Genomic DNA, 23,359 nt, shown 5'->3' with positions numbered 1-23,359 from the left:
GCATGGCGGATATCGAAACGTCGGAGCGAGTGGAGAATGTGGGGGAGGAATTCTTCGCCGATCCGTACGCGTATTACCGGCGATGGCGCGAAGACGGGCCGGTGCACCGTTTCCGGCTGCTCGGGTCGTTCCCGATGTGGGTGATCATCGGGTATGCGGAAGCTCGTGCGGCGCTAGCGGATTCGCGGCTGCGTAAGGACTACGCGGAGATCGGGCGGGTATTGCGGGCCAAGGATCCGCAGGCGTCGCCCGGACCGAATTCGGCGGCGCTGATGTCGCATATGCTCAATTCCGATCCGCCCGATCACACCAGGTTGCGCATGCTGGTGAACAAGGCGTTCACCCCGCGTCGGGTGGCGGCGTTGCGGCCGCGGATCGAACAGATCACCGATGAGCTGGTCGATGCGATGGCCGGGCACGCACAGGTCGATCTGATCCGGGAGTTCGCACAGCCGCTGCCGGTCGCGGTGATCTGCGAGTTGCTCGGGGTGCCGTTCGGTGACCGGGAGGCGTTCCAGGAGTGGACGAAGGTCCTGATCGGCAATTGGGCCGGGCCGGACGAACGCGTCCGGGCGAGTGCGGAGATGACGCGGTATCTGACCGAACTCGTCGCGGTGAAGGAGCGAGAGCCGGGCGAGGACCTGTTGTCCGGGCTGTTACAGGCGCGCAGCGACGCCGATCGGCTCGATCGGGGCGAATTGGTGGCGATGGCCTTCCTGCTGCTGGTCGCCGGGCACGAGACGACGGTCAACCTGATCGGCAATGGAGTGTTCGCGTTGCTGCGCAACAGGTCTCAGTTCGATGCCCTGCGTGCGGACGGCTCCGCGATTCCGGCGGCGATCGAGGAACTGCTGCGCTTCGACGGGCCGGTGGGGTGGGCGACGCTCCGCTACACCGCCGAACCGGTCCGCATCGGCGCCACCGACATCCCGGCGGGCGAGATCGTGTACGTCGCGCTGGCTGCCGCGGGCCATGATCCGGCCCGATTCGACGGTGCGGACGATCTGAACATCGCCGCGGATTCCGCCGGACATCTCGCGTTCGGCTACGGCATCCATTACTGCGTCGGGGCTCCGCTCGCACGGCTCGAGGCCGGCATCGCGTTCGCCGCGCTGATCGATCGATTCCCGAACCTGTCACTCGCGCAAGGATTTACGCCCGAGTGGCAGATCAGCACCATCATCCGCGGGTTGTCGGAGTTGCCGGTCCGGTTGCGGTAGCGCGATCACGGCCGCGGATCCCGATCCGATCGGGCACGCGGCGTAGTCCAGGACGCAGTCGAGGCCGTATTCACGGTAGTCCATACCGTGGGCCATTCGACTCGCATGCCGCTCACGTTTCGTACGTGTCGGCTGTCGATGACATGCCGGTTGCGGGTCGTCGCGGCTTCGCCGGCGGGTGAGGTCAGGGAGGTGAAGTCTCGACCGAATATGGTTGCGGCGGTGCTGTTGTCGTGCGAGGCCCAGAAGCTGCCCCAGCGGTCGCGGATCTGTGTGCGCCCCGGGGGCGTGCCGGACGCGTTCGATGCAGGACGTCAGGCGACCATGCCGTCGGGTTCGAACGGGGCGAAGAACGCGCTGATTCCGTCGGCGGTCAGTGCATCACCGAGCACGACGAAATCGAAGGCGCCGCCGGCGCCGCGTCCGGCCCGCAGCAGATCCTCGTGGCCGCGGTCGGCGATCAGGGCGCGGTGCAGCCGGGTGAGATCGGGATCGGTTGCCTGCCCGCTTGTTCGGGCATGGGCGATCATCAGGTCCAGGCACAGATGCTGTGCGGGTGTCTCCGGACCGGGATGGCCGCTCTCGGCGAGTTCGCGCAGCAGGCCGGTGAACGTCTGCTCGATGTAGTACAGGAACACCGGTCGCGGGCTGTGCAGAATTCTCGTGCGCACATCGTGGGCGAGCGCATGGCCCGCATCGATCAGAGCTTGTGCGGATCGGGGCGTGAGACCGGGAAGTTCGCAGTCACTCATAGCTCTCCTTGCGCGACGGCGCCGTTACCGGCGCGGTCCCGGTGGATGGTGACCGCCCTCACCTCCGTTGGCAGGTCAACTGTAGCCAACCGAGGTTGTACGCGGCAAGAGATTCGGGCAAACCGGACCGTACGGTCGGCGTGAATTCGCGTATACGGCAAGGTTTTACATGTATCGCTGTTGATAGTGCCATTAGTTGACGGTACATTATGTGGGTCACATCTCGCCGAGCGTCGCCCGGAGGCGTCGCTGGACGGCCCGGCGGGTCGTGGCTCCTCCTTGACTGCTCTCGTCCGAAGGTCGTCTGCTCGTGGCCGTTCTCACCCTTGGATTCGTCTTCCTGTTCATCCTGGTCGCCGGCGGGCTGCGGTCCGTCGAGGTCGGCTGTCAGAACACCCAGAAGCTGTATGTGCGCGACATCTGGCTGTGCGCGGTGATCTCGTATGCCGTTGCGCTGACCGGATTCTCGATCTTCCTGCTGATCTCGGCGCTGGTGTCGAAAACGCCGTGGCCCACCATGGCCGACCTACGGCAGCTGCCCTGGTGGGCGCCGTTCGGGGGGCTCGTGGGTGGGGTGGCGGTGATCGGCATGATCACTGTGGCGCGATACGTCGGCGTGGCCACCTTCAACGCGGTGGTGATCGTGAGCGAGATGCTCGTCGCCTTGGTCATGGACGATATGGGGCTGATGGGGTTCGCGGTCCGGCACGCGACGCCGCCGCGTCTGGTGGCAGCCGGATTGATCTGTGCCGCTGTCTATCTCATGGCCAAGGACTCCGCCCCGGCGGATTCGGCCCCCGTGATCGAAAGGGTTTCCCGATGACCGCCACCGTCCCGGTCGCCGCCCGCCGCACGCTGCCGCGCTCGATGATGGCGCTGGTCTTCGTGTTCATGCTGATCGGCGGCGCATTGCGCTCGGTCGAGGCGGGCTGCCAGAACTCGATGAAGCTGGCGCTGAAGAACGTCTGGCTGTGCGGGGTGATCTCCTACGCGGTCGCGCTCACCGGTGTCGCCCTGATACTCGCTGTGTCACTGCTGTTCTCCGCGCGCGCGACGCGGCGCTGGCCGACCCGGGCGGATCTTGCGGCCATGCCCAAATGGGCGCCGTTCGGCGGGTTGACCGGCGGCGCGGCGATTTTCGCGATGATCACCGTCGCCTCCAGCGTCGGGGTCAGCACGTTCAACGCGGTGATCATCGCGGGGCAGATGTTCCTGGCCACGGCGATGGATCACTTCGGGGTGATGGGGTTTCCGCGGCGGCGGATCAATTCGCAGCGGGTGGCCGCGTGCGCGATGATCATCGCCGGGTCGTATCTCATGGCCAAGTACTGAACTCCGTTGTGTCCGCGGGCGACCGACCGGCGGCCGCCTCCGGACATCCGCAGCTCTCGCCGATGGCCAGGTGGATCTCGATCGGCGGAAGCGGGCGGTCCGCGGTCCGCGCGTCGGAGTCCAGGACCCGGGACAGGGCGGCGTGGGCGATGGTGGCGATGGGTTGCTGGACGGTGGTGAGGGTGAGCTGGGTATAGGTGTTCGCGGGGTCCGCGTCGTAGCCGACCAGCGAAACGTCCTGTGGGATACGCAGACCCGCGTCGGTCACCGCGCGGACGGTCGCCGCGGCCTGGCCGTAGGTGCCGACGACCAGAGCATCGGGCGCCGGTCCGGCGGCGAGGTGGCGGCTCACCGCGCGGTAGGCGCCCGACGGGGTGAGGTCGGTCGGGAGGTGCCGTGCCGCGCTCTCGCCGACGACCGAGACGTATCCGGTGTACCGCTGCGCGACGGTCTCCCGATCGCCGTGCGCGACGTCCGCGGCGGTGAAACCGCCTACGAACGCGATGTTCTCGCGATGATGCGCCTGCACCAGATGTGCGGTCGCGAGTCTGCCCGCGTCGATGTGATCGGCGCCGACGACCCGTGACTCCACATGGTCGCGGTTGTTGTGCACCCAGACGATCGGTATGCGCGCCTGACGGCACAGCTCGGCGGTGGCGGCGCCGTTCGCGCCGCCGACCACGATGAGGCCGTCGATACCGGAATCGGCGAAGGCGCCGGCGAATTCGATCTCCCGTTCCGGGTCGTATCCGGTGTTGCCGATGAGCGTGAGGTGGTCGCGCTCGCGGGCCTGGACCTCGATCTGGCCGACCATCGTGCCGAACAACGGCAGGCGTACGTCGGGCACCAGCAGTCCCAGGTGCCGCCAGCGCCGGACCCGGCGCAGGGCCCGGGCGGCGTGGTCGGGGCGGTAGTTCAGTTCGTCCAGCGCGCGAAGGACCTTGGCGCGCAATCGGTCCGACACCGGGCGCGGTCCGTCGTTGAGTACATAGCTGACCACCGCCGTGGAGGTGCCCGCCCGCTGGGCCACATCGGCGAGGGTCGCGCGTTTGACAGTCACATCCGCTCCAATGTCCTCGCCCGCGTCACATCGGGCCATGCTTGAAATCGTTCTGATTCTTACAGTCTCGGTGCATATAACCTGCTGCGCAAATCGATTAGATTCGTAACATCCGCGATCCGGATGCTTAACAACCGACTGATGGAGTGAACTGCATGGCCTTCGTACGACTCACCGGCGTCACGTATCACGACCCGGACTCGGCCCATGACGGTTACATCCTGTTCACCGGTGCGGACGGGGTCACCCGCCTGATCGACACCACCGGCGTGGTCCGGCACGAGTGGCCTTTCGCGGGTGTGCCGCCGCGCATCATCGATCCGGCGCTGGCGGGCGGGCGGCTCGGTGATGTCGGGCTGCGGCTGTCGTTCAGCGGCGATCCGCGCGGCGGCATCTACGCCAATGGCACTGTGGGACAACTGACCTGGTCCGGCGAGCGGATCTGGGAATGGGGGCCCCAGGCGCCCGGCGGCGCGGCGCGGCAGAACCACGACTGGGAGCTGCTGCCCAACGGGAACCGGCTGCTGCTGGTGACGATTCCGCGGGTGGTGCCCGAGCTCGGCCCGCGTCCGGTCGGCGATCAGGGGCTCTACGAGGTCGATCCGGACGGTGTGATCGTCTGGGAGTGGCGCGCGGGCGACCACCTGGCCGAATTGGGGCTATCGGAGCAGGGGTGGGATGCGTTGCGCGAGACCGTGGCTCGTGACCCGGACGACCCCTGGGGGTATCTCGAACTCAACAGCGCCAAGACGCTCGGGCCCAATCACCGGCACCGCGCGGATCCCGATGGCGTGTTCCGTCCGGACAACATCCTGATCAGCTCCCGCAAGGCGAATATCATCGCGCTGATCGACAAGACGACCGGAGCGATCGTGTGGCGGGCGGGTCCGTACTTCGACGCGGCCCCGGGCGCACAGCATCAGCGCATCAACGCACACAAGGTGCCGCGGGCGCTCGACCAGATCTCCGGACAGCACAACCCGCATCTCATCGCCGACGGGCTGCCCGGCGCGGGCAATATCCTCGTCTTCGACAATCAGGGTGGCGCCGGGTATCCGCCTGCGCCACTGGGTATCTACGCCGGATCGCGGGTGCTCGAGATCGATCCGGTGACCGAGCAGATCGTCTGGCAGTACACCGCCGAGGATTCCGGGCTGCCCTCGTGGACGTTCTTCAGCTCCTTCGTCGGCAACGCCCAGCGCCTGCCCAACGGCAACACCCTGGTCACCGAGGGGATGCACGGCCGGATCTTCCAGGTCACCGCCGAGGGACGCGTGGTGTGGGAGTACGTCTCGCCCTACGAAGGGCTGGGCGTGGGCGGCGAACCCGAGGTCGCGGAACCGCGGGTGCCGGGTATCGACCGCCTGACCACCACGCCCATGGTCTACCGCGCCCAGGCCGTGCCGTTCGAGTGGGTGCCGCTCGACGCGCCCGAAACCGCCCCCGCCGCAGTCGATCTGCGCATCACCGCGCGTGCGGGCGCCTAGCAGCGAAAAGAGTTCGGACCGATGACATCGAGTGTGCAGACGACATCCGGGCGTGCGGACCCGGCGACGGCGAGTACCGCGCCCGGCCGGCCGGCCGCGTGGCGCAGATTGACGGGAGTGGCGGGCGGGCGTTGGCGGGTTGCCGGGGGTACGGTCGCCGGGATCGCGCTGGCGGCGGTGCTGTGGTCGGTGGTGGCCGCTACGGGAGTCTTTCCGCGCCAATTGTTTCCGAGCGTTGCGCAGATCGCCCGGGCGGGTCATGCGCTGTGGCGTGACGGGCTGCTCGTCCCGGATCTGGGGGCGAGCCTGCGCCGGGCGCTGCTCGGGTTGCTGGCCGGCGGCGTCGCCGGGATCGGAGCGGCGATCCTGACCGCGAACACCGGCGCGGGGCGCCGGCTGCTGCAGCCGGTGTTGCGGCTGCTGTCGCCGGTGCCGACCATCGGGCTGGTACCACTGGCGATCCTGTGGTTCGGACTCGGTGAGAACAGCAAGGTGCTGGTCATCGCGCTCGGTGTGTTCGTACCGGTCTGGATGAACAGCCACTCCGGATTCGCCGGTACGCCGCCGGACTACCTGCAGGCCGCGCGCTGCCTGGGCGCAGGCCGTCGGCAGACGCTCACCCGCGTCGTCGTCCCGGAGGCGGTGCCCGATGTGGTGGCGGGGATAAGGGTCGGCGCGGCAATGGCTTTCGTGCTGATCGTGGTCGCCGAGATGACCGGAACGACGGCCGGCATCGGATACCGGATCTATCAGGCGCAACTCTATTCACAGGCGGACCGGCTGATCTTCTGCCTGGTCGTGCTCGGAATCCTCGGCGCGGCATGTGATCTGGCGGTCGTCACGATCACCGCGCCCCTGCTGCGCTGGGCCGAGGAGGTGCGCTGAGATGGCGATCGCGACGCGAGATCTGGTGGTGCACTTCCCCGGAAATCCGCACCCGACCCTGCGCGGCATCGATCTGGCGGTGCCCGACGGGGCGTTCAGCGTCCTGGTCGGTGCGTCGGGGAGCGGGAAATCGACCCTGCTGCACTGCCTCGCCGGGCTCATCGCGCCCACCGCGGGCACGATCACCGAGGACGGTGAGCCGGTGCGCGCCCCCGATCCGCGCCGGGGCGTCGCGTTTCAGCACGATGTGTTGTTCCCGTGGATGAGTGTCGCGGGCAACATCGAATTCGCCTTGCGCGCACGGAGAGTCGCCGCCGCGCAGCGGCGTGGCCGGATCGGGGAACTGCTCGACCTGGTCGGGTTGCCGGCCGAGGTCGCCGGGAAGCGGCCGAATCAGCTCTCCGGCGGCATGCGTCAGCGAGTGGGGCTGGCGCGGATGCTGGCCGGTGAACCCGAGGTCATGCTGATGGACGAGCCGTTCGCCGCGCTGGACGCCCTGACCCGGCTCAATATGCAGGATCTGCTCATCGACCTGTGGACCCGGCTGCGGCGCACGATCGTGTTCGTCACCCACGACGTGGACGAGGCGATCCGGTTGTCCGACACGATCAGTGTGCTGCACGGCGGGCGGATCACCAACCGGATCACCAATCCGCTCGACCGCCCCCGGCCCGCGGACACCCTGGCCGATCAGCCCGGATACAGCGAACTGCGCCGCACCCTGCACCACGAACTCGGCATCCAGCGTGACGTCGAGAGCGCGTCTCGCACAACGACTTCGACCTAACCTGAATGACGAAGGCAAGAATATGACATCGCGTACACTCCGGCCGATCACCGTGGTCGCCGCCCTCCTGGCCCTGCTCGGATCGCTGGTCGCGTGCACCGGCTCCGGTGACTCCGACCCGAAGACGCTCACGGTCGGCTTCGTCGTGGATCCGTCGTGGGCGCAGATTCCCGTCGCGCAGCAGAGCGGATACTTCACCGGGCGCGGGGTGAAGGTGAAGGTGGTCGACTTCGCCACCGGCGTCGAGGCGCTGCAGGCGCTGGCCGCACACCAGGTCGACATCGCCACCGCCGCCGACGTTCCCGCGGCCGCGGCCCTGACCCGCACACCGTCGCTGCGCATCGTCGCGGACGGATCGCGCTGGCAGGGCTCGCGGATCGTGGCCCGCCGCAGCGCCGGAGTCGCCTCGCTGAACGACCTGTCCGGGAAATCGATCGGCACGCCGCTGGGTACCAGCGCGGCCTACTTCGCCTCGAATGCGTTGTCGCACGGGAATATCGGGGCGAAACTCGTCCAGGTCGCGCCACCGGCGGCGGTGACGGCCGCGACGCAGCGCAACGTCGACGCGGTCGCCATCTTCCAGCCGTATCAGGCTCAGGTCGAACAGGCGCTCGGTGGCGACGCGGTCGAACTCGCCGGTGGCACCTACGACCAGCACAGCCTCTACCTGGCCACCGATACGGCCGTCTCCGGCAAGTCCGCCGCGCTGTCCGCCTTCTTCGCCGCCCTGAACGACGCGAGCGCCCAACTCGGCACCCGCGCCGCCCCTGCGGTCTCGGCCGTCGCCGCGGCCACCCAACTGCCCGCCGATCTGCTCGGCCGCATCCTGCCGGAATTCGACTACACCATCCAGCTGCCCGCCGACCTGCCCGGAGTACTTGCCGCCCAAGCGAATTGGGCCAAGGAGCAGGGTTCGGTCGATCGTTCGGTGAACCTTCCCGACTATGCTGCCCTCGTCGACCGCGCCTTCCTGCCGCACGCCGGATAGCAAAGGGCGGCAACAGCCTGACGTATCGCAGTTTTCGGCCGGCCGAGGGGTCAGTCGAGGCAGAACTCGTTGCCCTCCGGGTCGGCCATGACGATGTGCCCCGCGGCCATCGGCGGCGCGGGCTCGTGGCGTTGCAGCCGGGTGGCGCCGAGTGCGACGAGACGGTCGCATTCGGCTTCCAGGGCCGCCATGCGGTCCGGGCCCGGTAGACCGGGCGCGGCGCGCAGGTCCAGGTGCAGGCGGTTCTTGGCGATCTTGTCCTCGGGTACCTGCTGGAAGAACACGCGCGGGCCGCGCCCGCCGGGATCCTCGATGGCGGATCTGGTGTTGCGTTGATCTTCCGGGACACCCAGACCCGCGAGGAATTCGTCCCAGGCGGCCAAGGGGTCGGCTCCGGCGGGCAGGACGACCCCGGGCGGGCCCGGATGGACATAACCCAGCGCCTCGCGCCAGAACGTGGACAGTGCGCGCGGGTCGTGCGCGTCGACGGTGATCTGGATCTCGCGGCTCATCGGCTCGTGCCGTTCGTGTGCAGGTAGAGGTCGCGCAGCAGGCTGACCTCGGCCATGTGGTGGATCAGTTCGCGGTGGATGTGCAGCACCAGTCCGGCCATCGGCACGCCCGGGAACGGCTCGTGCTCGCCGACCGGGACCCGTAGGCCGTCCTCGCCGAGGCCGCGCAGTCCGGTCAGCCAGATATCGAGTTGGGTATCGAGTTGTTCGAGCGCGGTGGCCGCGTCACCGGCGTACTCCCAGCTGTTGTAATCGGTTGCGGGCGAGCCGAAATGCGCCGCATTGCGCATGGCGAGCACGCCGACGATGACGTGGCCGAGCCGCCAGGCGATCGTGGTGAACGGCACCGGGTCCGGTTCCGGATAGGCGAAGTCGATGGTGAAATCTCCCGAGCCGCCCTGGATGGCCGCGGACGACGCGCCGCGCGGATGCACATTCCAGGCATCGGGCACCGGCGACCAGAAGTACTCCGCATCGGTCAGCCCGGCCAGGCGCGGCCGCGCCTGATGCTGCCAGTGATACTCGAACTGCTCGCGCAGCACCGTGTTCCAGTCCAGTTGGTCTGTGGTCATGCGCACACCATGGCACGGCCTGCGGACAGGTACGGTCCGCAGGTTCTGGCAGTCTGGAGATATGGACGAGGAGGACGGGCGAGGTACCACCGAACGGGTGCTGACCCTGCTCGGGCTGTTGCAGCAGCGCCAGATCTGGACCGGCCCGGAACTGGCCGACCGGCTCGGGGTCACCGCCCGTACGGTGCGGCGCGATGTCGAACGGCTGCGCACACTGGGCTATACCGTGCATTCCGAGCACGGCATCGGCGGCGGCTATCGACTCGGCCCCGGCCCCGACCTGCCGCCGCTGCTGCTGGACGACGAGGAGGCGATCGCCACCGCCGTCGCACTGCTCGTCGGCGCGGGCGGCGCGATCGCCGGTGACGGAGACGCCGGGCTGCGGGCCCTGACCAAACTCGACCGGGTACTGCCCACCCGGCTGCGGCACGAGGTGGCCGCGCTGGCCGGTGCGGTGGAATCCTTCGGCGGGGGCCGCACACCGGTGGATCCGGGAGTGCTGATGACCCTGGCCCGCGCGTGCCGGGACCAGGTGGAGGCCGGATTCGGGTACCCGTCCTCGACCCCGCCGCGACGGCGCCGGGTCGAGCCCTATCGCCTGGTCGCCTCCGACCGGCGCTGGTATCTGCTCGCCTACGACCTCGATCGGGACGATTGGCGCAGCTTCCGGGTGGACCGGATGACCGAGGTCGCCGCGCGGACGTGGCGGTTCCGGCCGCGCGAGATGCCCGCGGCCGCGTCGTACGTGCAGGAGGGCGTCGCGGTGCGGGCGTATCCGCATCGGGCCCGTGTGCACGTGCGGGCACCGGCCGAAACAGTACGCGCGCAGGTTCCCGCCCAGGCCGCCGTCGTGCACCCGCGCGCGGACGGGAGCTGCGAAATCTCCAGTGGCGCGGACGATCTGGATCTAGTCCTGGTTCACGTGCTGCTGCTCGGACACGAGTTCACCGTGCTCGACCCGCCCGAACTCGTGCAGCGCTGTCACGCGCTCGCGGCCCGGCTGGTGGCCGCCGGTGCGCGGCCGGAAGACTGAGCCGCGCAGCTCAACTCGGGCCGGGCCCACCGCGCAGCACCTGAAAACCGGCCTGTTCCACCACGATCGGAATACGCCGGGCGGCCCGCAGATGCTGAAGCTGGGCGGCCTCGGGCAATTCGTCCCAGGGCAGCGGCAGCGCATCGTCCCGATCGTGCCGCTCGGACAGATTCGTGAAGCGCGCGGCGATCCGGTCCTGCATCCAGTGGCCGTATTCGAGTTCGGCCAGCCTGCGCACCTCGGCGTCGTCGAAGTGCGCCGCCAACTCGTGATCGAAGCTGGGCACCATGAAGCAGCCGATCGCGGCGAGATTCTCCCCGATCCGCCGGGCCTGCAACCGGCTCGCCGCGCGCTTGCGATCGGGCAGCTCCGACCACGGCCGCAGCACATCGGCCTCGGCCGGGACCCGGCCGGTGGTCATGGCCTCGTGCACCCGCGCCTGATGTGCCACGCGCTCGCTCGTCTCGTGCATCGCCCGCGCCAGCTGCTCGGTGACCTGGCCGGTGACATATCCGGTGAGGCTGTGGATCACCCGATCCTGCGCGATGAACCGCTGCTTCATCCGGCGGCATTCGTGCAGCACCGCTTGGGCATCGAGGAAGGTCTGCTCCGAACGGCGATCTCCGGTGCGGCCCAGCACATCCTGGCCCACCATGATCACGATCATGAACACCAGCTGAGCCAGCGAGGACAGAAATGTCATGAACAGGAATGGATATCGATCGAAGCGCTGAACTCCGGTCTGTGCCAGCACGATCCACACGACCTGCGTCCCGGCCGCCAGATAGAACGCCCAGACGCTGCCCAGCCGCGTGGTCAGCCAGGCCGCGATCCGGTCGTTGAGGGTGACGGCCTGGTCGGCTGCCTGCGGTGGATCCTGCACCCGATGCTGTTCGATCCACGGGTGCGGACTGGACTCGAGCAGACTCAACCCGCGGCTGAGCTCCCGATCCTGCCGGTCCAGATGCGCTTGCAGATCCGCGACCTGCCGGAACACCATTTCGGTGTTCTCATAGGTCTGTACCGAACGGCGGTCGGCCGCGGCGCTGAGCACCCGCTGGCCGACCAGGATGACCAGGCACAGCACCAATTGCACGACATTGTTCAGGAACAGCAGGAACTGGAACGGATATGGATCGGCCCGGTGCAGCGGCGGCCACCACGTCGCCAGCCCCATATAGACGGTGAACGCGGCCAGCACCAGATACAGGGCGGGCATCGAGCCCACCGACCGGGTCACCGCGGCGGCCACCGCGTCGTTCACGCCGATCCGCTCGTCGGCCATCAGCACCGGGGACCGCTGTTGATCGGACGCTGGGTTACCGCTGTTCAATCGCTCAGTCTCCTCGGATGCGATACCGGATCGGCTATGCCACAACGGTATATCGCCGCCACGGCAACGATCCGAACCGCTCGAGACCAGGCGTCTTCCGATCCGCGCGCTCGCCGATCGGGCCGCCGGGTGCCACGGCGACGGACCGGGGAACCAGCTGAGCGCGACCGCGCACCTCGGCCGCCCCCGCCGGCCGGGTCGTGCCTCGAGCGGATCGGGACGTCGCGGTGTGACCCGTGGCGGGTGGGCCTCGTGAAGTGTGGCCGACGACCGCGCCGGCGGCTCGCGGTCGGTGCCGCCTACCCGATGACGGCGTTCATGATGGTGCCCGCGCTGGTCGCGACCAGCCCGCCGATCATCGCCCCCGCCACCATCTTCGGTGACTGCGAGCCGCCGCCGGTCCATTTCTCCCAGGCGAAATGGCCGCCGGCGTAGACGATTGCGAGGATCCCGGACATGATGACGAACCAGGTGAAGTACCGCACGAGCTTCATCAATTTGTCCGCCGCGGGCGGTGTCTCGGGAGTGGGGTTGCCGACCTGCGCGAGGATGGTGTCGTGCAGGTGAAGGGCCACGAGAATCATGACGAGGCTCTTTTCGCAATCGTGGAGCGTGCGCGTCTTCTGTCGTGAGAATCTTAGTGGCAGAAGCTGATTGAATGCCAGCCGATCGAACGCTGTTGCCCTGCAACACTGGTAGTGGCAGCGCAAGTGCCGACTCGGGGTGCGGTTCGGCAGGGAGTGTTCAGTGCCGTACCGCCACACCGAGATCTATCATTCGCGCGGATTCCTCCCACAGCCGCTCCGCGGCCGCCGGATCGAGTGCGTAGGGGGCGACGCCGTTCATGAACTCGGAGGTGACCGGATTCATGGCGGGCCGGCGCGTCAGCGGCAGTGCCTCGGCGCAATCGGCGAAGTACCGGCCGCTGACTCCGTCCAGCAGCGGCGACACCGCCAGCAGGATCGAGGTCGCCGCGCCCTGCTCGACGGTTTTGCGCAGATCGTCCGCCAGCGTCACACCGGCGGGCCTGCCCAGGTGCCGGGTCAGGTTGGTCGGGACCGAGCCGGGTGCGACGGCGTTGACCGCGATGCCGTCCCGCGCCCACCGGGTGGCCGCGGCGACGGCGAACAGGATGTCGGCGGTCTTGGACTGTCCGTACGCGAGATACGGGTCGTACGGCCGGAAGTCGAAGTGGATATCGCCGAAGACGATGGGCGAGAACAGATGTCCCGACGAACTGACCGAGACCACTCGCGCGCCACCGGCGCGGGCCAGCGCCCCGTGCAGTGCGACCGTCAGCGCGAAGTGGCCCAGGTGATTCACCGCGAACTGGGTCTCCCAGCCCTGCGGCGTGCGCCGCAGTTCGGGCAGCGCCATCACCCCGGCATTGTTGACCAGCAGATGCAGCGGTCCGTCCCAGTCCGCGGCGAAGGCGGACACCGACGAGGGGTCCGCGAGATCCAGCCATGCGACGCGAACGCCCTGGTTCCCGGAGGCGGCGGTGATGGCGGCGGCGGTGGCCGCACCGGCGTCCCGGTCGCGCACCGCCAGGGTGACTTCGGCCCCCCGCGCCGCGAGCACCCGGGCGGTCTCGGTGCCGAGCCCGGACGAGGCTCCGGTGACGATCGCGCGTTTCCCGGCCAGGTCGATTCCGTCGGCGACCTCGGCGGCGGTCGAGCGTGGTCCGAAAGGTGTCGTGATGAGTGTCATGCCGCCAGGTTGCCGCGCCGCGCCGGGCCTACCCAGACCCGGGTCGATACTGGTAGTGGCAGGGACAGGCTCGCGTGCGCGGGCCCACGTACCGTGGCGTCATGGCCAGTGAGAACCGGACCGGAACTCCGCTCGGCGCGTACCTGCGAGCCCGGCGCGAGTTGATCCGCCCCGAGGAGGTCGGGCTGCCCTCGGCCGGACGGCGGCGCGTGCCGGGGCTGCGGCGGGAGGAACTGGCTCTGCTGGCCGGGATCAGCGCCGAATACTATCTGCGGCTTGAACAGGGGCGCGATCGGCATCCATCGGCCCAGGTTCTCGACGCGCTCGCCGCCGCACTGCGGCTCGACGCGGACGCCACCGCCCACCTGCATCGGCTCGCCGCACCGGACCGGCCGCGGCGCGCGCGGGCTCGCGCGCCCGAGCGGGTGCCCGAGGGGATCGCGCGGCTCATCGGAACCTGGACGCACACACCGGCATTCGTGCAAGGCCGCCTGTTCGACGTGCTCGCCGCGAATCCCCTGGCGCAGGCGCTGTCCCCGCTGTACCGGCCGGGCGGCAACATGCTTCGCGAGGTGTTCCTGGACCCGGATTCCGCGGCCGTCCACGGCCGTTGGGAGGTGAGTGCCGAGAGCGCCGTCGCGGCATTGCGCGCACTGGTCGGTCCCGACGTCGAGGATCCGGCGCTGGTCGAACTGGTCGGCGAATTGTCCGTGCGCAGCGAGTATTTCCGCAAGCTGTGGGCCCGGCACGACGTGCGCCCCAAGCGCAGCGGCACCGGCGTCATCGCGCACCCGCAGGTGGGTCCGCTGGAACTGCGTCACGAGAAGCTGCCCGTGCCCGACACCGACCGGCAGATCCTGGTGGTGTACCACGCCGAACCCGGCAGTCCCAGCGCCGAACGCCTGGCCCTGCTGGCGTCGCTGGCCGCCGCGCCCCGGCGCGAGGGCGACGTGCGCGCGCCCGGCGCCGATTCACCCGCGTCTCACTAGGACAGCGGCACCATCTTGCGCATACGGCCACGTTCGCGCGGCGGCTCGCGGCCGGTTACCGATAGAATGCCGGGTTGTGCCCACAGCCCGCCAAGCTTCCGGGCCGGGTGTCACGTCGCGAGTGTGGCCGTCCGGCGGGGTGCATCTGTGGCCGGCCGGGGCGACGAGTTCGGAACACGCCCATCGGCGCGGGCATCTGGTGTACGCGGCCCGGGGCGTGCTCTCGGTGCGCACCGAACGCGGCGCGTCGATCGTTCCGGCGAACCGAATCGCTTGGACCCCGGCTGGATTCGCGCATCGTCACCGGGCGCACGGGGATACCGACATGCGGATCATCTTCCTGTCGCCGGCGCTGGCGCGGCTCATGCCGGGCCGCCCCGCCGTCTTCACCGCCTCCGGCCTGGCCCGCGAAGTAGTGCTGGGGCTGACCGGTTCGCGCGAGTACGAGCGCGCGGCACGTGCGCGTCTGCATCGGGTGCTGGTGGACGAATTGCGCGAGGCGCCCGAACAACCGCTGCAGTTGCCCGAACCGGTCGACGACAGATTGCGCGCGCTCGCCCGGCTGTTGTACGAAACACCTTCGGACAATGCGTCATTGGCCGAGCTCGGGCGCGCGGTCGGAGCCGGCGCCCGCACACTGAGCCGGCTGTTCCGCGACGAACTCGGCATGACTTTCTACGAGTGGCGCACCCAGGTGCGCATCCATCACGCGCTGGTGCTGCTCGCGGACGGCCACGACGTCACCCATGTGGCCCACGCGTGCGGCTGGGCCAACCCGAGCGGTTTCATCGCGGCCTTCACCGGCGTCGTCGGCACCACCCCCGGCCGCCATCGGACCGGCCGGGACACCGAGTGATCCGCGCCCGGCGCAGGGGGGCGGCGCTCGGCCCGGGCGCTGCGCGGCGAGCACATCCCCGCTCCATCGAATAGTGTTGCCTCCCACTGCGAATCCGGCCCACCGGTGTACTTTTGCGCTGTGTCGAATACTCCACGCCTGCCCGGTCCGACGTTGGCGGAGGCGGATCGATTGGTGAACACCGCGCTGGCGGCCGGTGCCGAGCGCGGGTTCCCGCCGCTCGCGGTCGCCGTACTGGACCTCACCGGCGAGGTGATCGTCCTGCGTCGTGCCGACGGCGGTATGCCCATGACGAGCCGGATCGCCGTGGCCAAGGCGCGCACCGCGTTGCTGGCGCTGCGGTCATCCGGGGAGATCACCCTGCCCGGCGGCATCGTCGACAGCATCCAGCACCTCTACGGCGGCGATTTCGTGCCGTGGGCGGGCGGGGTCCTGATCACCGACGGTGAGACGGTGGTGGGCGCCGCGGGCGCGTCCGGTGCCCACGCCGTCGAGGACGAGGAGGTGGTGCGGACGGCGGTCGAGCAGTGGCGGCAGGACCGCCGGCGCCGGATCAGCTCAGGGCAGTGAGTATTTCGTCCGCGAGGGGCTGGGCGGACGCCGGATTCTGTCCGGTGCGCAGATTCCGGTCCACCTCGATGTGCGGGGCCCACGGCGTGCCCTCGCGGAAATCGGCGCCCAGCGCGACCAGGCGGTCCTGCAACAGCCACTTGGCCTTGTCGGCGAATCCGGCCTGAGTCTCCTCGGCGTTGGTGAAGCCGGTGACGCGATATCCGGCGAACGGCGAGCCCTCCGTCGATTCGGTGGCCAGCAGCGCGGCGGGGGCGTGGCATACGATGCCCAGCGGTTTGCCCGAGGCGAGCGTCTCGGTGAGCACGCGCGCGGAATCGGCGTTCACGGCCAGATCCTCCATCGGCCCGTGGCCACCCGGATAGAAGACCGCGTCGTAATCGGACGGCCGCACGGTCGCCAGATCGATCGGGTGCCGCAGCTCGTGCGCGGCCTCGAGCGTGGCCTGGACCACGGCTGCGCCCTCGGGCCCGCCGTTGACCTCCGGTGTCAGGCTGCCCTGGTCGACGGCTGGTTCGACCGCTCCCGGCGTGGCGACGGTGATCTCGTGCCCCGCCGCGGTAAAGGCCCGATACGGCGCGACGAACTCCTCGGCCCAGTAACCGGTGGGATGTTCGGTGCCGTCTGCCAATGTCCAGTAGTGTGCGCCGGTCAGGACGAACAGGATCTTCGCCATCGGGACTCCTCTCGTGTGCGTGCGCGGTGCGATATGCCGACGTTTCGCCCGGAACGTCGATGTGCCGACGATTCCACGCTAGTGCGGGTACGGACCCGGAGGCCGAGCGGGACGCCGACCGGCTCGCTCGCCACCGCGATGACGGCGCGGCCCGGAGTTGGTGGGCACCGCAAGCCGAATTGTCGACAACCGCTGTGCCGCAGCGAGTTACGGGTACGACTCGGCACGGATGGAGGGGGTCGTCGCCTCGGCGAGTCGCTACAACGTGGCAGATCCGATCCATCGGAGTTCCAGCGCCGACCGCTTCGGAAGTCTGATCACAGCGCTCTCTTACTGAATATCAGTCACATCGGCGTAGTTGGAGCAAATAGTCGTATCTGATTGATCTATCAGTTATGGTGGGCGCTGCGACGAGAATGTCAACCGGCTTCGAAACGCAGCTCTGTCCTCTGTCCGGGCGGGTTCGTCCGCTCGCCCAGTGTCGGCCCAATCAGAAAAGTGAGTATCTCGGTGCCCGCAAACCTCCCCACAGCCCGAATCACCTTGAACCGCCGCCGCGCGTTGGCGGGCGCCGTGGCCGGTGCGCTGGGCGTCGCGGCGACGGCCGTGCCGGTGCCGGCCGTCCAGGCGGCCCCTGCTCGCACCCGGCGTTCCGCGCCAACCGGCACGTACCGGATCGATCTGCACGCGCACTTCTTGCCGCCGGATTACCGGGCCGCGCTGATCGAACACGGGCACCTGACCATCGGTGGCTACCCGACGCCGACCTGGTCGCCGGAGCAGGCGCTCGCATTCATGGACTACTACGGCATTCAAGCCCAGGCGTTGTCCGTTTCCGATCCGGGTGTTTCGTTCCTGCCCGGCAAGGAAGCGAGCGATATGGCCCGCTACTGCAACACGTACGCGGCCGGCCTGCTCGAGTCCAACCCCCATCGGTTCGGTGCGTTCGCGGTGCTGCCGATGCCGGATATACAGGCATCCATCACAGAGGTCGCCTACGCCCTCGACCAACTCCACCTCGACGGCGTGATCCTGTTGTCCGCCTATAACGGCGTGTACCTCGGTGATCCACGCTTCGAGCCGCTGATGATCGCGCTGAACCAGCGCAAGGCATACGTTTTCGTGCATCCCGCGGCGATCCCGGACGACGCGAAACCGAAGCTGCCGCTGCCGGATTTCCTGGAGGAGTTCACCTTCGACACCACTCGAGCGGCCACCATGATGATGATGACCGGAGTGACGCAGCGTTACCCGAATATCCGCTTCCAGCTCGCGCACGCCGGCGGGACGGTGCCGTTCCTGTCGCACCGGATCAGTGTGGCGTCGCAGACCGTGCTCGGGCAGTTGTGGCCGCAGGATCTGCCCAAACCCTCGATTCTGGATATTCAGCGGCAGATTTCGAACTTCTACGTCGATACCGCGCTCAGTGGCTCGGCCGCGGCCATGGCCGGCGCGCTCGCAGTCACCAGCCGCGACCACATCGTGTTCGGTTCCGATTGGCCTTTCAGCGCACTCACGCTCCCGCAGTCCGGCAGCCACGACCCGGCGCCCGGACTCAGCGACATCTTCGATGCCGACCAGCGCATGGAGGTCGAGCATCACAATCCCCTGCGGCAGCTTCCCCGTCTGGCGCAGGCGGTGAAATCCTGACCGATCCGGTGCTGAACGGGTGGGGTGCTGCTCGGTGTCGTCGGCGATATGCGGCGCAGCACCTCACCGTTGCCGGACCGGTGGAACCGTGGAATCGATACTCACCGATCCTCGACGCCGCTTTTCGTGGAGCGCACATGCGGTGACGGAGTCGAGGAATACACAGAAAGGCACGTCATGAGCGGTCACGCACGGATCGACACCCATCAGCACTACCTGCCGCGCTTCTACCGGGATCTGCTCGACAGTCACGGGATGGACGCGGGTGGATGGCCCACGCCCGACTGGAGTCCCGAGGCCGCCCTGGCCCTCATGGACGATCTCGAGATCGCCACCGGAGTCGTCTCGCTGAGCTCGCCGGGTGTGCGGTTCGACAACGACGAGACCAGCCGCGCGGTGGCCCGGCGGGTGAACGAGTTCGGCGCCGAACTCGTCAAGGACCGGCCCGAGCGGTTCGGCCTTTTCGCCAGCCTCCCGCTGCCCGATGTCGACGGCGCGCTGACCGAAATCGCCTATGCCTATGACGAATTGCATGCCGATGGCGTGGTGTTGCTCTCCAACGTCGAGGGTATCTATCTCGGTGACCGCGCCTACGAGCCGGTCTGGCAGGAGCTGAACCGCCGCTGCGCGGTCGTATTCGTCCATCCCGACTCACCGCCCATGGCGATGTTGCCGGGTATGCCGTCCCCGCTGCTGGACTTTCCCTTCGATACCACCCGGTCGGCCGTGCACATGGTGGCCAACGGCGTCATGAGCCGCTACACCGACATGAAGGTCGTCCTGTCCCACGCGGGCGGCTTTCTGCCGTACGCGGCCTACCGTTTCACCGGCGTATCGATGTTCAACGAGGGGATCACCTCGGAACAGGCATTCACCGACCTGCGGCGGTTCTACTTCGATACCGCGCTCTCGTCCACGCCCGCCGCGATGCCCTCGCTGCTGGCGTTCGCCGATCCGGCGCGCATCACCTTCGGCAGCGATTTCCCGTTCGCGCCGACGAGCAAGCAGATCACCGACATGCTCGATGCCGCCGACATCGACGACACCCTGCGTGCCGGGGTCGACCGCAAGAACGCCGAAGCCCTCTTTCCGCGCCTCGCTGGGTAGGGGCGTCGCCGCCGGCTGCCCCCGCAGGGCCGTGGTGTTCTCGCCACCACAGGAGTTTGTGATGATTTCATCATTTACTCTTGACAGAGTGCATCATCGGAACTGATGATTTAGTCATTAAACGTGTGGAGGTAGCTGTGACGAGCATCGACAAGGGCGTCGGGACCGAGCGGACGGTCCGGGTCGGCGATCGCGAGATCTTCTTCGTGGAAGCGGGATCGGGCCCCGTGGTGGTTCTATTGCACGGGGGCGGCCCCGGGGCATCCGGTGTGTCGAACTATTCGCGCAATATCGGGGTACTGGCGCGGCGGTTCCGGGTGATCGTGCCGGATATGCCCGGCTACGGCCGTTCATCGAAGTGGGTGGACCGGTCCGATCCGTTCGGTGATCTGGCGGGGTCGGTCGGCGGGTTGCTGGACGAACTGGGGGTCTCGAAGGCGCACTTGGTCGGCAACTCGTACGGCGGTGCGGCGGCTCTGCGCCTGGCCATGGACCGGCCCGAGAAGGTCGACCGAATGGTTCTCATGGGCCCCGGCGGTGTCGGGACGACCCGGGCCCTACCGACTCCGGGTCTGCAGCGGCTGCTCGGCTACTACACCGGAACCGGTCCGAGCCGGGAGAAGATCACCGAGTTCATCCGCGAGTACCTGGTGTACGACGGCCACGCGGTGCCCGACGAACTCATCGAGGCGCGGTACCGGGCCAGCCTGGACCCCGAGGTGGTGGCGAATCCGCCGTTGCGCCGGCCGTCGGGTCCGCTGGCCTTGCGTACGTTGTGGCGGATGGATTTCACGCGTGACTCGCGACTGCGAAAGGTCACACATCCGACGCTGGTTGTGTGGGGGACCGACGACAAGGTCAACAGGCCCGACGGAGGGCGCATGCTCGTCGACGCCATGCCGAACTGTGATCTGTATCTGGCGGCGAACGCCGGTCACTGGGTGCAGTGGGAACATGCGGACCTGTTCAACACGCTCGCCACCGCATTTCTGGAGACGGAGCGATGAGCGAGTTCCGCCGTCCGGACACCGATTCGGTGTTCGGTGCGGTGCATCTGGGATACGTTGTCGTGCAGTCGAATCGGCTTACCGATTGGCGGCGTTTCGGTGCTGATGCGATCGGGTTGCACGTCGATGATCTCGACAGCGATACCGTGCGGTTCCGCCTGGACGATCGCTCCTGCCGGTTCCTGATCCGGCGAGGCTCGGCCGAGGATGTCATCGCGCTGGGCTGGCAGGTGGATGATCACGAGACCTTCGACCGCGTCATCGCCCGCATCACCGAGCGCGGGGTCCCGATCATCGAGGGAACTTCCGAGGAGGCTGCGCTGCGAGGGGTGGAGCGGTTGTGGCGCTTCGCCGGCCCGAAAGGCATAGCGCAGGAAATCTTCACCATGCCGGTCACGACTGCGGAGCCGTTGCGGATGATCAGCTCCGGCTGGGTGACGGGCGAGGCCGGTCTCGGGCATGTCGCGATGATCTCCCGCGAGCCGGAGGCGGTGCGCGGCTACTACGAGACCGTCTTCGACTCCCGGTTGTCGGACTACATCGATGAGAACGTCTCCGGGTTGAAGATGAAGATCCGGTTCCTGCGGGTCAACCAGCGCCACCACTCGATCGCCATCGCCGATATTCGCGGTGTGAAGCTCGATCCGCTACGAACTTCGGTGCAGCACATCAATATTCAGTCCGCGACGCTGGACGATATGCTCGCCGCTTTCGAGCGGGTCACCGCGCTCGGGTTCCGGATGCAATGGTCGGTCGGCCAGCACACCAACGACCGGGAGCTGTCGTTCTACTGCGTGACCCCGTCGGGTTTCGAGCTCGAGGTCGGCTGGAATCCGATCGTGGTCGGCCCGGAACTCGAATCCACCTGGGAGCCGAGCACGTATCAGGGAATCAGCATCTGGGGTCACACCCCGGTGGGCGAGACCGTCCTGGACAAGTTCGCCCAATTCCGGCGGGCACTGCGATCGGTCAGAACGCCGGAGATCACCGTTCCCGAACTGGCAGAAGGGTTTTCACGATGAGCAGCACCGACTACGACGTCGTGGTCGTCGGCCTGGGCCCGACCGGGCTGACCCTGGCCAATCTGCTGGGCCGGCGCGGCATCAGCGTGCTGGTGCTCGAACGCGAACCGGAATACTACGGGCTTGCCAGGGCGGTCTACACCGACGACGAATGTATGCGGATCTTCCAAACCGCCGGTACCGCAGACGAACTCGCCGCGGACATGAACACCGACTCGGCCGTGCAGTGGGTGCGCCGCGACGGACGCGTGCTGGTGCAGTTCAAACAGGTCGAGCGGCCGTTGAGCTGGCCCGTGGTCAACTTCCTGTACCAGCCCTATCTGGAGAACAGCCTCGAACGCGCGCTCGGCGAATACCCGCACGTGACGGTGCGCCGGGGTCGCGAGGTTACCGATTTCGACCAGGACGCCGAGGGTGTCGGCGTCGAGCACGTCCAGTGCGGCGGTACCGGTTACGGTCAGCGAGAATCGCAAACCGATCCGAGTACGGCCGAGCGAGTGCGGGCCGAGTTCCTGGTCGGCTGCGACGGCGGGCGCAGCGTCGTGCGTTCGAAGCTGGGAATCGACATGACCGGCACCAGTTTCCCGGAACGGTGGCTGGTGGTGGATCTGAAGGCGAAAGACGGGGTGGACGCGTTCCGGCATCTGCCGTACTTCGACTTCGTGTGTGACCCCGATCTGCCGATCGTGTCGTGTCCGCAGCCGGACGGGCATCACCGGTTCGAGTTCATGCTCACCGAATCGCAGACCAAAGAGCAGATGGAGGACCCGGAAACGGTCCGCCGGCATATCGCCCGTTTCGTGGACCCGGACGAGGTGCAGATGCTGCGCAAGCTCGTCTACACGTTCAACGCCGTGGTCGCCGACCGCTGGCGCGCCGGGCGCGTCCTGCTCGCCGGCGATGCCGCGCACATGACACCGCAGTTCGTCGGTCAGGGGATGGGCTCGGGGGTGCGCGATGCGGACAACCTGGCCTGGAAGCTCGCCGCGATCCTGAAACACCGTGCCGGACAGAACATTCTGAACAGTTACGAAACCGAGCGCCGGCCGCACGCCAAGGCGATGATCGACTTCTCGGTATTCAACAAATCTCTGGTGTCGGTCGACAACACACTGGCCGCGGCGGCCCGTGACATCGCGCTGACCACCGCCCTGCGCACGCCGGGACTCGGCGGGTGGATCCGTGCGGCCAAGATGAAGCCGCGTCCGCAGTTCCGCCGGGGCGCCTACCTCGGCCTGCCCCGCGGGCGGTTCGGATTACGCGGCGTGGAGGGCACACTGTCCCCGCAACCGCAGATCCGCACCTACGACGGACGCCACCAGCGCCTCGACGACGTGCTCGGGCTGGGGTTCTCCGTGCTCGGGTACGGCGTGGACCCCCGGGCGCTGCTCGACGCGGACGATGTGGCCGCGTTGCGGGCGCTGGGCACACGCTTCGTGACCGTCTACCCGTTCGGCGGGCGGCCCCAGGGCGCGCCTGGCGACGGGCGCGCAACGGGTGACGACCATGCCGATGTGGAAGACCACACCGGCGCGTTGATCCGATGGTTCGCCAGGGCAGGTGTCGGCTCCGGCGGAATCGTGCTGTTGCGCCCGGACCGATTCGTCTTCGGCACGGCCGCATCAGGTGGAGCCAGGCCGTTGATCACCGAGCTGTGGCGCGGACTCGAGCTTAAACCGGGCGAAACCGGTTCGGCGGCAACCGATCCGGCGCTCGCATGCGACCAGCACCTTGAGGAGGCTCGGAACGTGCGCTGAGCCTCGGCCCGCGGCGGTTGCCGCCGCCGGTCGATCGTCGACCGCGGCGGGCAG

Annotated in this window: 24 protein-coding genes; 16 read left to right on the top strand and 8 right to left on the bottom strand. The window is 68.1% G+C overall.

Going from position 1 to position 23,359, the window contains the following annotated elements:
- The first annotated feature begins 2 nt into the window (after positions 1–2).
- Positions 3–1,220, top strand: a complete 1,218-nt coding sequence (locus AC5WS7_RS08425; RefSeq protein WP_495953843.1) for a cytochrome P450 family protein — start codon at positions 3–5, stop codon at positions 1,218–1,220.
- A gap of 314 nt (positions 1,221–1,534) precedes the next feature.
- Here the strand turns inward: AC5WS7_RS08425 and AC5WS7_RS08420 are convergent, their stop codons facing one another.
- The gene (locus AC5WS7_RS08420; RefSeq protein ID WP_495953842.1) at positions 1,535–1,972 is read right to left on the bottom strand and encodes a hypothetical protein; all 438 of its coding nucleotides are present in this window, start codon (positions 1,970–1,972) and stop codon (positions 1,535–1,537) included.
- A gap of 310 nt (positions 1,973–2,282) precedes the next feature.
- Here AC5WS7_RS08420 and AC5WS7_RS08415 point away from each other — a divergent pair, with 310 nt between their 5' ends.
- Both AC5WS7_RS08415 and AC5WS7_RS08410 read left to right on the top strand, forming a co-directional pair.
- Positions 2,283–2,795 carry a DMT family transporter gene (locus tag AC5WS7_RS08415; protein ID WP_495953841.1) on the top strand — a complete coding sequence of 171 codons (513 nt, stop codon included), beginning with the start codon at positions 2,283–2,285 and terminating at the stop codon, positions 2,793–2,795.
- A complete protein-coding gene (locus AC5WS7_RS08410; RefSeq protein WP_495953840.1) occupies positions 2,792–3,304 on the top strand; it encodes a DMT family transporter in 513 nt (170 codons plus the stop codon). The genes AC5WS7_RS08415 and AC5WS7_RS08410 overlap by 4 nt, the downstream gene beginning before the upstream one ends.
- Here the strand turns inward: AC5WS7_RS08410 and AC5WS7_RS08405 are convergent.
- Entirely contained in the window at positions 3,288–4,364 is a 1,077-nt protein-coding gene (locus AC5WS7_RS08405) for a LacI family DNA-binding transcriptional regulator (RefSeq protein WP_495953839.1), read from the bottom strand. The two genes, AC5WS7_RS08410 and AC5WS7_RS08405, sit on opposite strands and share 17 nt — an antisense overlap.
- 155 nt (positions 4,365–4,519) lie before the next feature.
- On the opposite strand from AC5WS7_RS08405, the gene AC5WS7_RS08400 reads away from it, so the two are divergent.
- From AC5WS7_RS08400 to AC5WS7_RS08385, 4 genes are read left to right on the top strand one after another with little or no spacing between them, the layout of a single operon-like run.
- Positions 4,520–5,851: an arylsulfotransferase family protein gene (locus AC5WS7_RS08400; protein ID WP_495953838.1), complete on the top strand. Its 1,332-nt coding sequence runs from the start codon at positions 4,520–4,522 to the stop codon at positions 5,849–5,851.
- 21 nt (positions 5,852–5,872) lie between these two features.
- A complete protein-coding gene (locus tag AC5WS7_RS08395; protein WP_495953837.1) occupies positions 5,873–6,736 on the top strand; it encodes an ABC transporter permease in 864 nt (287 codons plus the stop codon).
- Position 6,737: 1 nt separating this feature from the next.
- Positions 6,738–7,523, top strand: coding sequence for an ABC transporter ATP-binding protein (locus AC5WS7_RS08390; protein ID WP_495953836.1), 786 nt, complete (start codon positions 6,738–6,740; stop codon positions 7,521–7,523).
- Between the two features lie 22 nt (positions 7,524–7,545).
- Positions 7,546–8,511: an ABC transporter substrate-binding protein gene (locus AC5WS7_RS08385; protein WP_495953835.1), complete on the top strand. Its 966-nt coding sequence runs from the start codon at positions 7,546–7,548 to the stop codon at positions 8,509–8,511.
- Between the two features lie 50 nt (positions 8,512–8,561).
- Here AC5WS7_RS08385 and AC5WS7_RS08380 read toward each other — a convergent pair whose 3' ends face one another.
- Positions 8,562–9,023: a VOC family protein gene (locus tag AC5WS7_RS08380; RefSeq protein ID WP_495953834.1), complete on the bottom strand. Its 462-nt coding sequence runs from the start codon at positions 9,021–9,023 to the stop codon at positions 8,562–8,564.
- On the bottom strand, positions 9,020–9,595 hold the full coding sequence (locus tag AC5WS7_RS08375) for a DinB family protein (RefSeq protein ID WP_495953833.1): 576 nt from the start codon (positions 9,593–9,595) through the stop codon (positions 9,020–9,022). The genes AC5WS7_RS08380 and AC5WS7_RS08375 overlap by 4 nt, the downstream gene beginning before the upstream one ends.
- Before the next feature lie 61 nt (positions 9,596–9,656).
- Between AC5WS7_RS08375 and AC5WS7_RS08370 the strand changes: the two genes are divergently transcribed.
- Entirely contained in the window at positions 9,657–10,628 is a 972-nt protein-coding gene (locus AC5WS7_RS08370; RefSeq protein WP_495953832.1) for a helix-turn-helix transcriptional regulator, read from the top strand.
- A 10-nt stretch (positions 10,629–10,638) separates the two neighbouring features.
- Here AC5WS7_RS08370 and AC5WS7_RS08365 read toward each other — a convergent pair whose 3' ends face one another.
- From AC5WS7_RS08365 to AC5WS7_RS08355, 3 genes are all read right to left on the bottom strand, one after another.
- A complete protein-coding gene (locus tag AC5WS7_RS08365; RefSeq protein ID WP_495953831.1) occupies positions 10,639–11,961 on the bottom strand; it encodes a DUF1003 domain-containing protein in 1,323 nt (440 codons plus the stop codon).
- Between the two features lie 299 nt (positions 11,962–12,260).
- Entirely contained in the window at positions 12,261–12,545 is a 285-nt protein-coding gene (locus AC5WS7_RS08360) for a hypothetical protein (RefSeq protein ID WP_067904231.1), read from the bottom strand.
- 160 nt (positions 12,546–12,705) lie between these two features.
- Positions 12,706–13,671: an SDR family NAD(P)-dependent oxidoreductase gene (locus tag AC5WS7_RS08355; protein WP_495953830.1), complete on the bottom strand. Its 966-nt coding sequence runs from the start codon at positions 13,669–13,671 to the stop codon at positions 12,706–12,708.
- A 101-nt stretch (positions 13,672–13,772) separates the two neighbouring features.
- Here AC5WS7_RS08355 and AC5WS7_RS08350 point away from each other — a divergent pair, with 101 nt between their 5' ends.
- The 3 genes from AC5WS7_RS08350 (at position 13,773) to AC5WS7_RS08340 (ending at position 16,086) form a co-directional block, all read left to right on the top strand.
- Entirely contained in the window at positions 13,773–14,660 is an 888-nt protein-coding gene (locus tag AC5WS7_RS08350) for a helix-turn-helix domain-containing protein (RefSeq protein WP_495953829.1), read from the top strand.
- Positions 14,661–14,736: 76 nt separating this feature from the next.
- Complete coding sequence (locus AC5WS7_RS08345; protein WP_495953828.1) at positions 14,737–15,516, top strand: AraC family transcriptional regulator; 780 nt, start codon at positions 14,737–14,739, stop codon at positions 15,514–15,516.
- Between the two features lie 120 nt (positions 15,517–15,636).
- Positions 15,637–16,086: a GlcG/HbpS family heme-binding protein gene (locus tag AC5WS7_RS08340; RefSeq protein ID WP_495953827.1), complete on the top strand. Its 450-nt coding sequence runs from the start codon at positions 15,637–15,639 to the stop codon at positions 16,084–16,086.
- On the opposite strand, the gene AC5WS7_RS08335 is transcribed toward AC5WS7_RS08340, so the two are convergent.
- Positions 16,070–16,762, bottom strand: coding sequence for a type 1 glutamine amidotransferase domain-containing protein (locus AC5WS7_RS08335; protein ID WP_495953826.1), 693 nt, complete (start codon positions 16,760–16,762; stop codon positions 16,070–16,072). The two genes, AC5WS7_RS08340 and AC5WS7_RS08335, sit on opposite strands and share 17 nt — an antisense overlap.
- A 498-nt stretch (positions 16,763–17,260) precedes the next feature.
- Between AC5WS7_RS08335 and AC5WS7_RS08330 the strand changes: the two genes are divergently transcribed.
- From AC5WS7_RS08330 to mhpA, 5 genes are all read left to right on the top strand, one after another.
- The gene (locus AC5WS7_RS08330) at positions 17,261–18,412 is read left to right on the top strand and encodes an amidohydrolase family protein (protein WP_495953825.1); all 1,152 of its coding nucleotides are present in this window, start codon (positions 17,261–17,263) and stop codon (positions 18,410–18,412) included.
- 177 nt (positions 18,413–18,589) lie between these two features.
- On the top strand, positions 18,590–19,519 hold the full coding sequence (locus AC5WS7_RS08325) for an amidohydrolase family protein (RefSeq protein ID WP_495953824.1): 930 nt from the start codon (positions 18,590–18,592) through the stop codon (positions 19,517–19,519).
- Between the two features lie 137 nt (positions 19,520–19,656).
- Positions 19,657–20,526, top strand: a complete 870-nt coding sequence (locus AC5WS7_RS08320; protein ID WP_495953823.1) for an alpha/beta fold hydrolase — start codon at positions 19,657–19,659, stop codon at positions 20,524–20,526.
- Positions 20,523–21,548 carry a VOC family protein gene (locus AC5WS7_RS08315; RefSeq protein WP_495953822.1) on the top strand — a complete coding sequence of 342 codons (1,026 nt, stop codon included), beginning with the start codon at positions 20,523–20,525 and terminating at the stop codon, positions 21,546–21,548. The genes AC5WS7_RS08320 and AC5WS7_RS08315 overlap by 4 nt, the downstream gene beginning before the upstream one ends.
- Positions 21,545–23,305: a bifunctional 3-(3-hydroxy-phenyl)propionate/3-hydroxycinnamic acid hydroxylase MhpA gene (mhpA, locus tag AC5WS7_RS08310; protein ID WP_495953821.1), complete on the top strand. Its 1,761-nt coding sequence runs from the start codon at positions 21,545–21,547 to the stop codon at positions 23,303–23,305. Before AC5WS7_RS08315 ends, mhpA begins: the two co-directional genes overlap by 4 nt.
- Positions 23,306–23,359 lie beyond the last annotated feature (54 nt).

The sequence above is a fragment of the Nocardia sp. PLKS1-43 genome, assembly GCF_059510335.1.
Note: the sequence above shows the minus strand (reverse complement) of the source record. Positions and strands in the feature narration are given on the sequence as shown.

Excerpts from the sequence above, each read along its gene's own strand:
- AC5WS7_RS08350 (WP_495953829.1), top strand. The coding sequence starts at position 13,773 with ATGGCCAGTGAGAACCGGACCGGAACTCCGCTCGGCGCGTACCTGCGA.
- AC5WS7_RS08420 (WP_495953842.1), bottom strand. The coding sequence starts at position 1,972 with ATGAGTGACTGCGAACTTCCCGGTCTCACGCCCCGATCCGCACAAGCT.
- AC5WS7_RS08355 (WP_495953830.1), bottom strand. The coding sequence starts at position 13,671 with ATGACACTCATCACGACACCTTTCGGACCACGCTCGACCGCCGCCGAG.
- AC5WS7_RS08325 (WP_495953824.1), top strand. The coding sequence starts at position 18,590 with ATGAGCGGTCACGCACGGATCGACACCCATCAGCACTACCTGCCGCGC.
- mhpA (WP_495953821.1), top strand. The coding sequence starts at position 21,545 with ATGAGCAGCACCGACTACGACGTCGTGGTCGTCGGCCTGGGCCCGACC.
- AC5WS7_RS08335 (WP_495953826.1), bottom strand. The coding sequence starts at position 16,762 with ATGGCGAAGATCCTGTTCGTCCTGACCGGCGCACACTACTGGACATTG.
- AC5WS7_RS08400 (WP_495953838.1), top strand. The coding sequence starts at position 4,520 with ATGGCCTTCGTACGACTCACCGGCGTCACGTATCACGACCCGGACTCG.
- AC5WS7_RS08380 (WP_495953834.1), bottom strand. The coding sequence starts at position 9,023 with ATGAGCCGCGAGATCCAGATCACCGTCGACGCGCACGACCCGCGCGCA.
- AC5WS7_RS08425 (WP_495953843.1), top strand. The coding sequence starts at position 3 with ATGGCGGATATCGAAACGTCGGAGCGAGTGGAGAATGTGGGGGAGGAA.
- AC5WS7_RS08390 (WP_495953836.1), top strand. The coding sequence starts at position 6,738 with ATGGCGATCGCGACGCGAGATCTGGTGGTGCACTTCCCCGGAAATCCG.
- AC5WS7_RS08385 (WP_495953835.1), top strand. The coding sequence starts at position 7,546 with ATGACATCGCGTACACTCCGGCCGATCACCGTGGTCGCCGCCCTCCTG.
- AC5WS7_RS08395 (WP_495953837.1), top strand. The coding sequence starts at position 5,873 with ATGACATCGAGTGTGCAGACGACATCCGGGCGTGCGGACCCGGCGACG.
- AC5WS7_RS08410 (WP_495953840.1), top strand. The coding sequence starts at position 2,792 with ATGACCGCCACCGTCCCGGTCGCCGCCCGCCGCACGCTGCCGCGCTCG.
- AC5WS7_RS08315 (WP_495953822.1), top strand. The coding sequence starts at position 20,523 with ATGAGCGAGTTCCGCCGTCCGGACACCGATTCGGTGTTCGGTGCGGTG.
- AC5WS7_RS08375 (WP_495953833.1), bottom strand. The coding sequence starts at position 9,595 with ATGACCACAGACCAACTGGACTGGAACACGGTGCTGCGCGAGCAGTTC.
- AC5WS7_RS08360 (WP_067904231.1), bottom strand. The coding sequence starts at position 12,545 with ATGATTCTCGTGGCCCTTCACCTGCACGACACCATCCTCGCGCAGGTC.
- AC5WS7_RS08370 (WP_495953832.1), top strand. The coding sequence starts at position 9,657 with ATGGACGAGGAGGACGGGCGAGGTACCACCGAACGGGTGCTGACCCTG.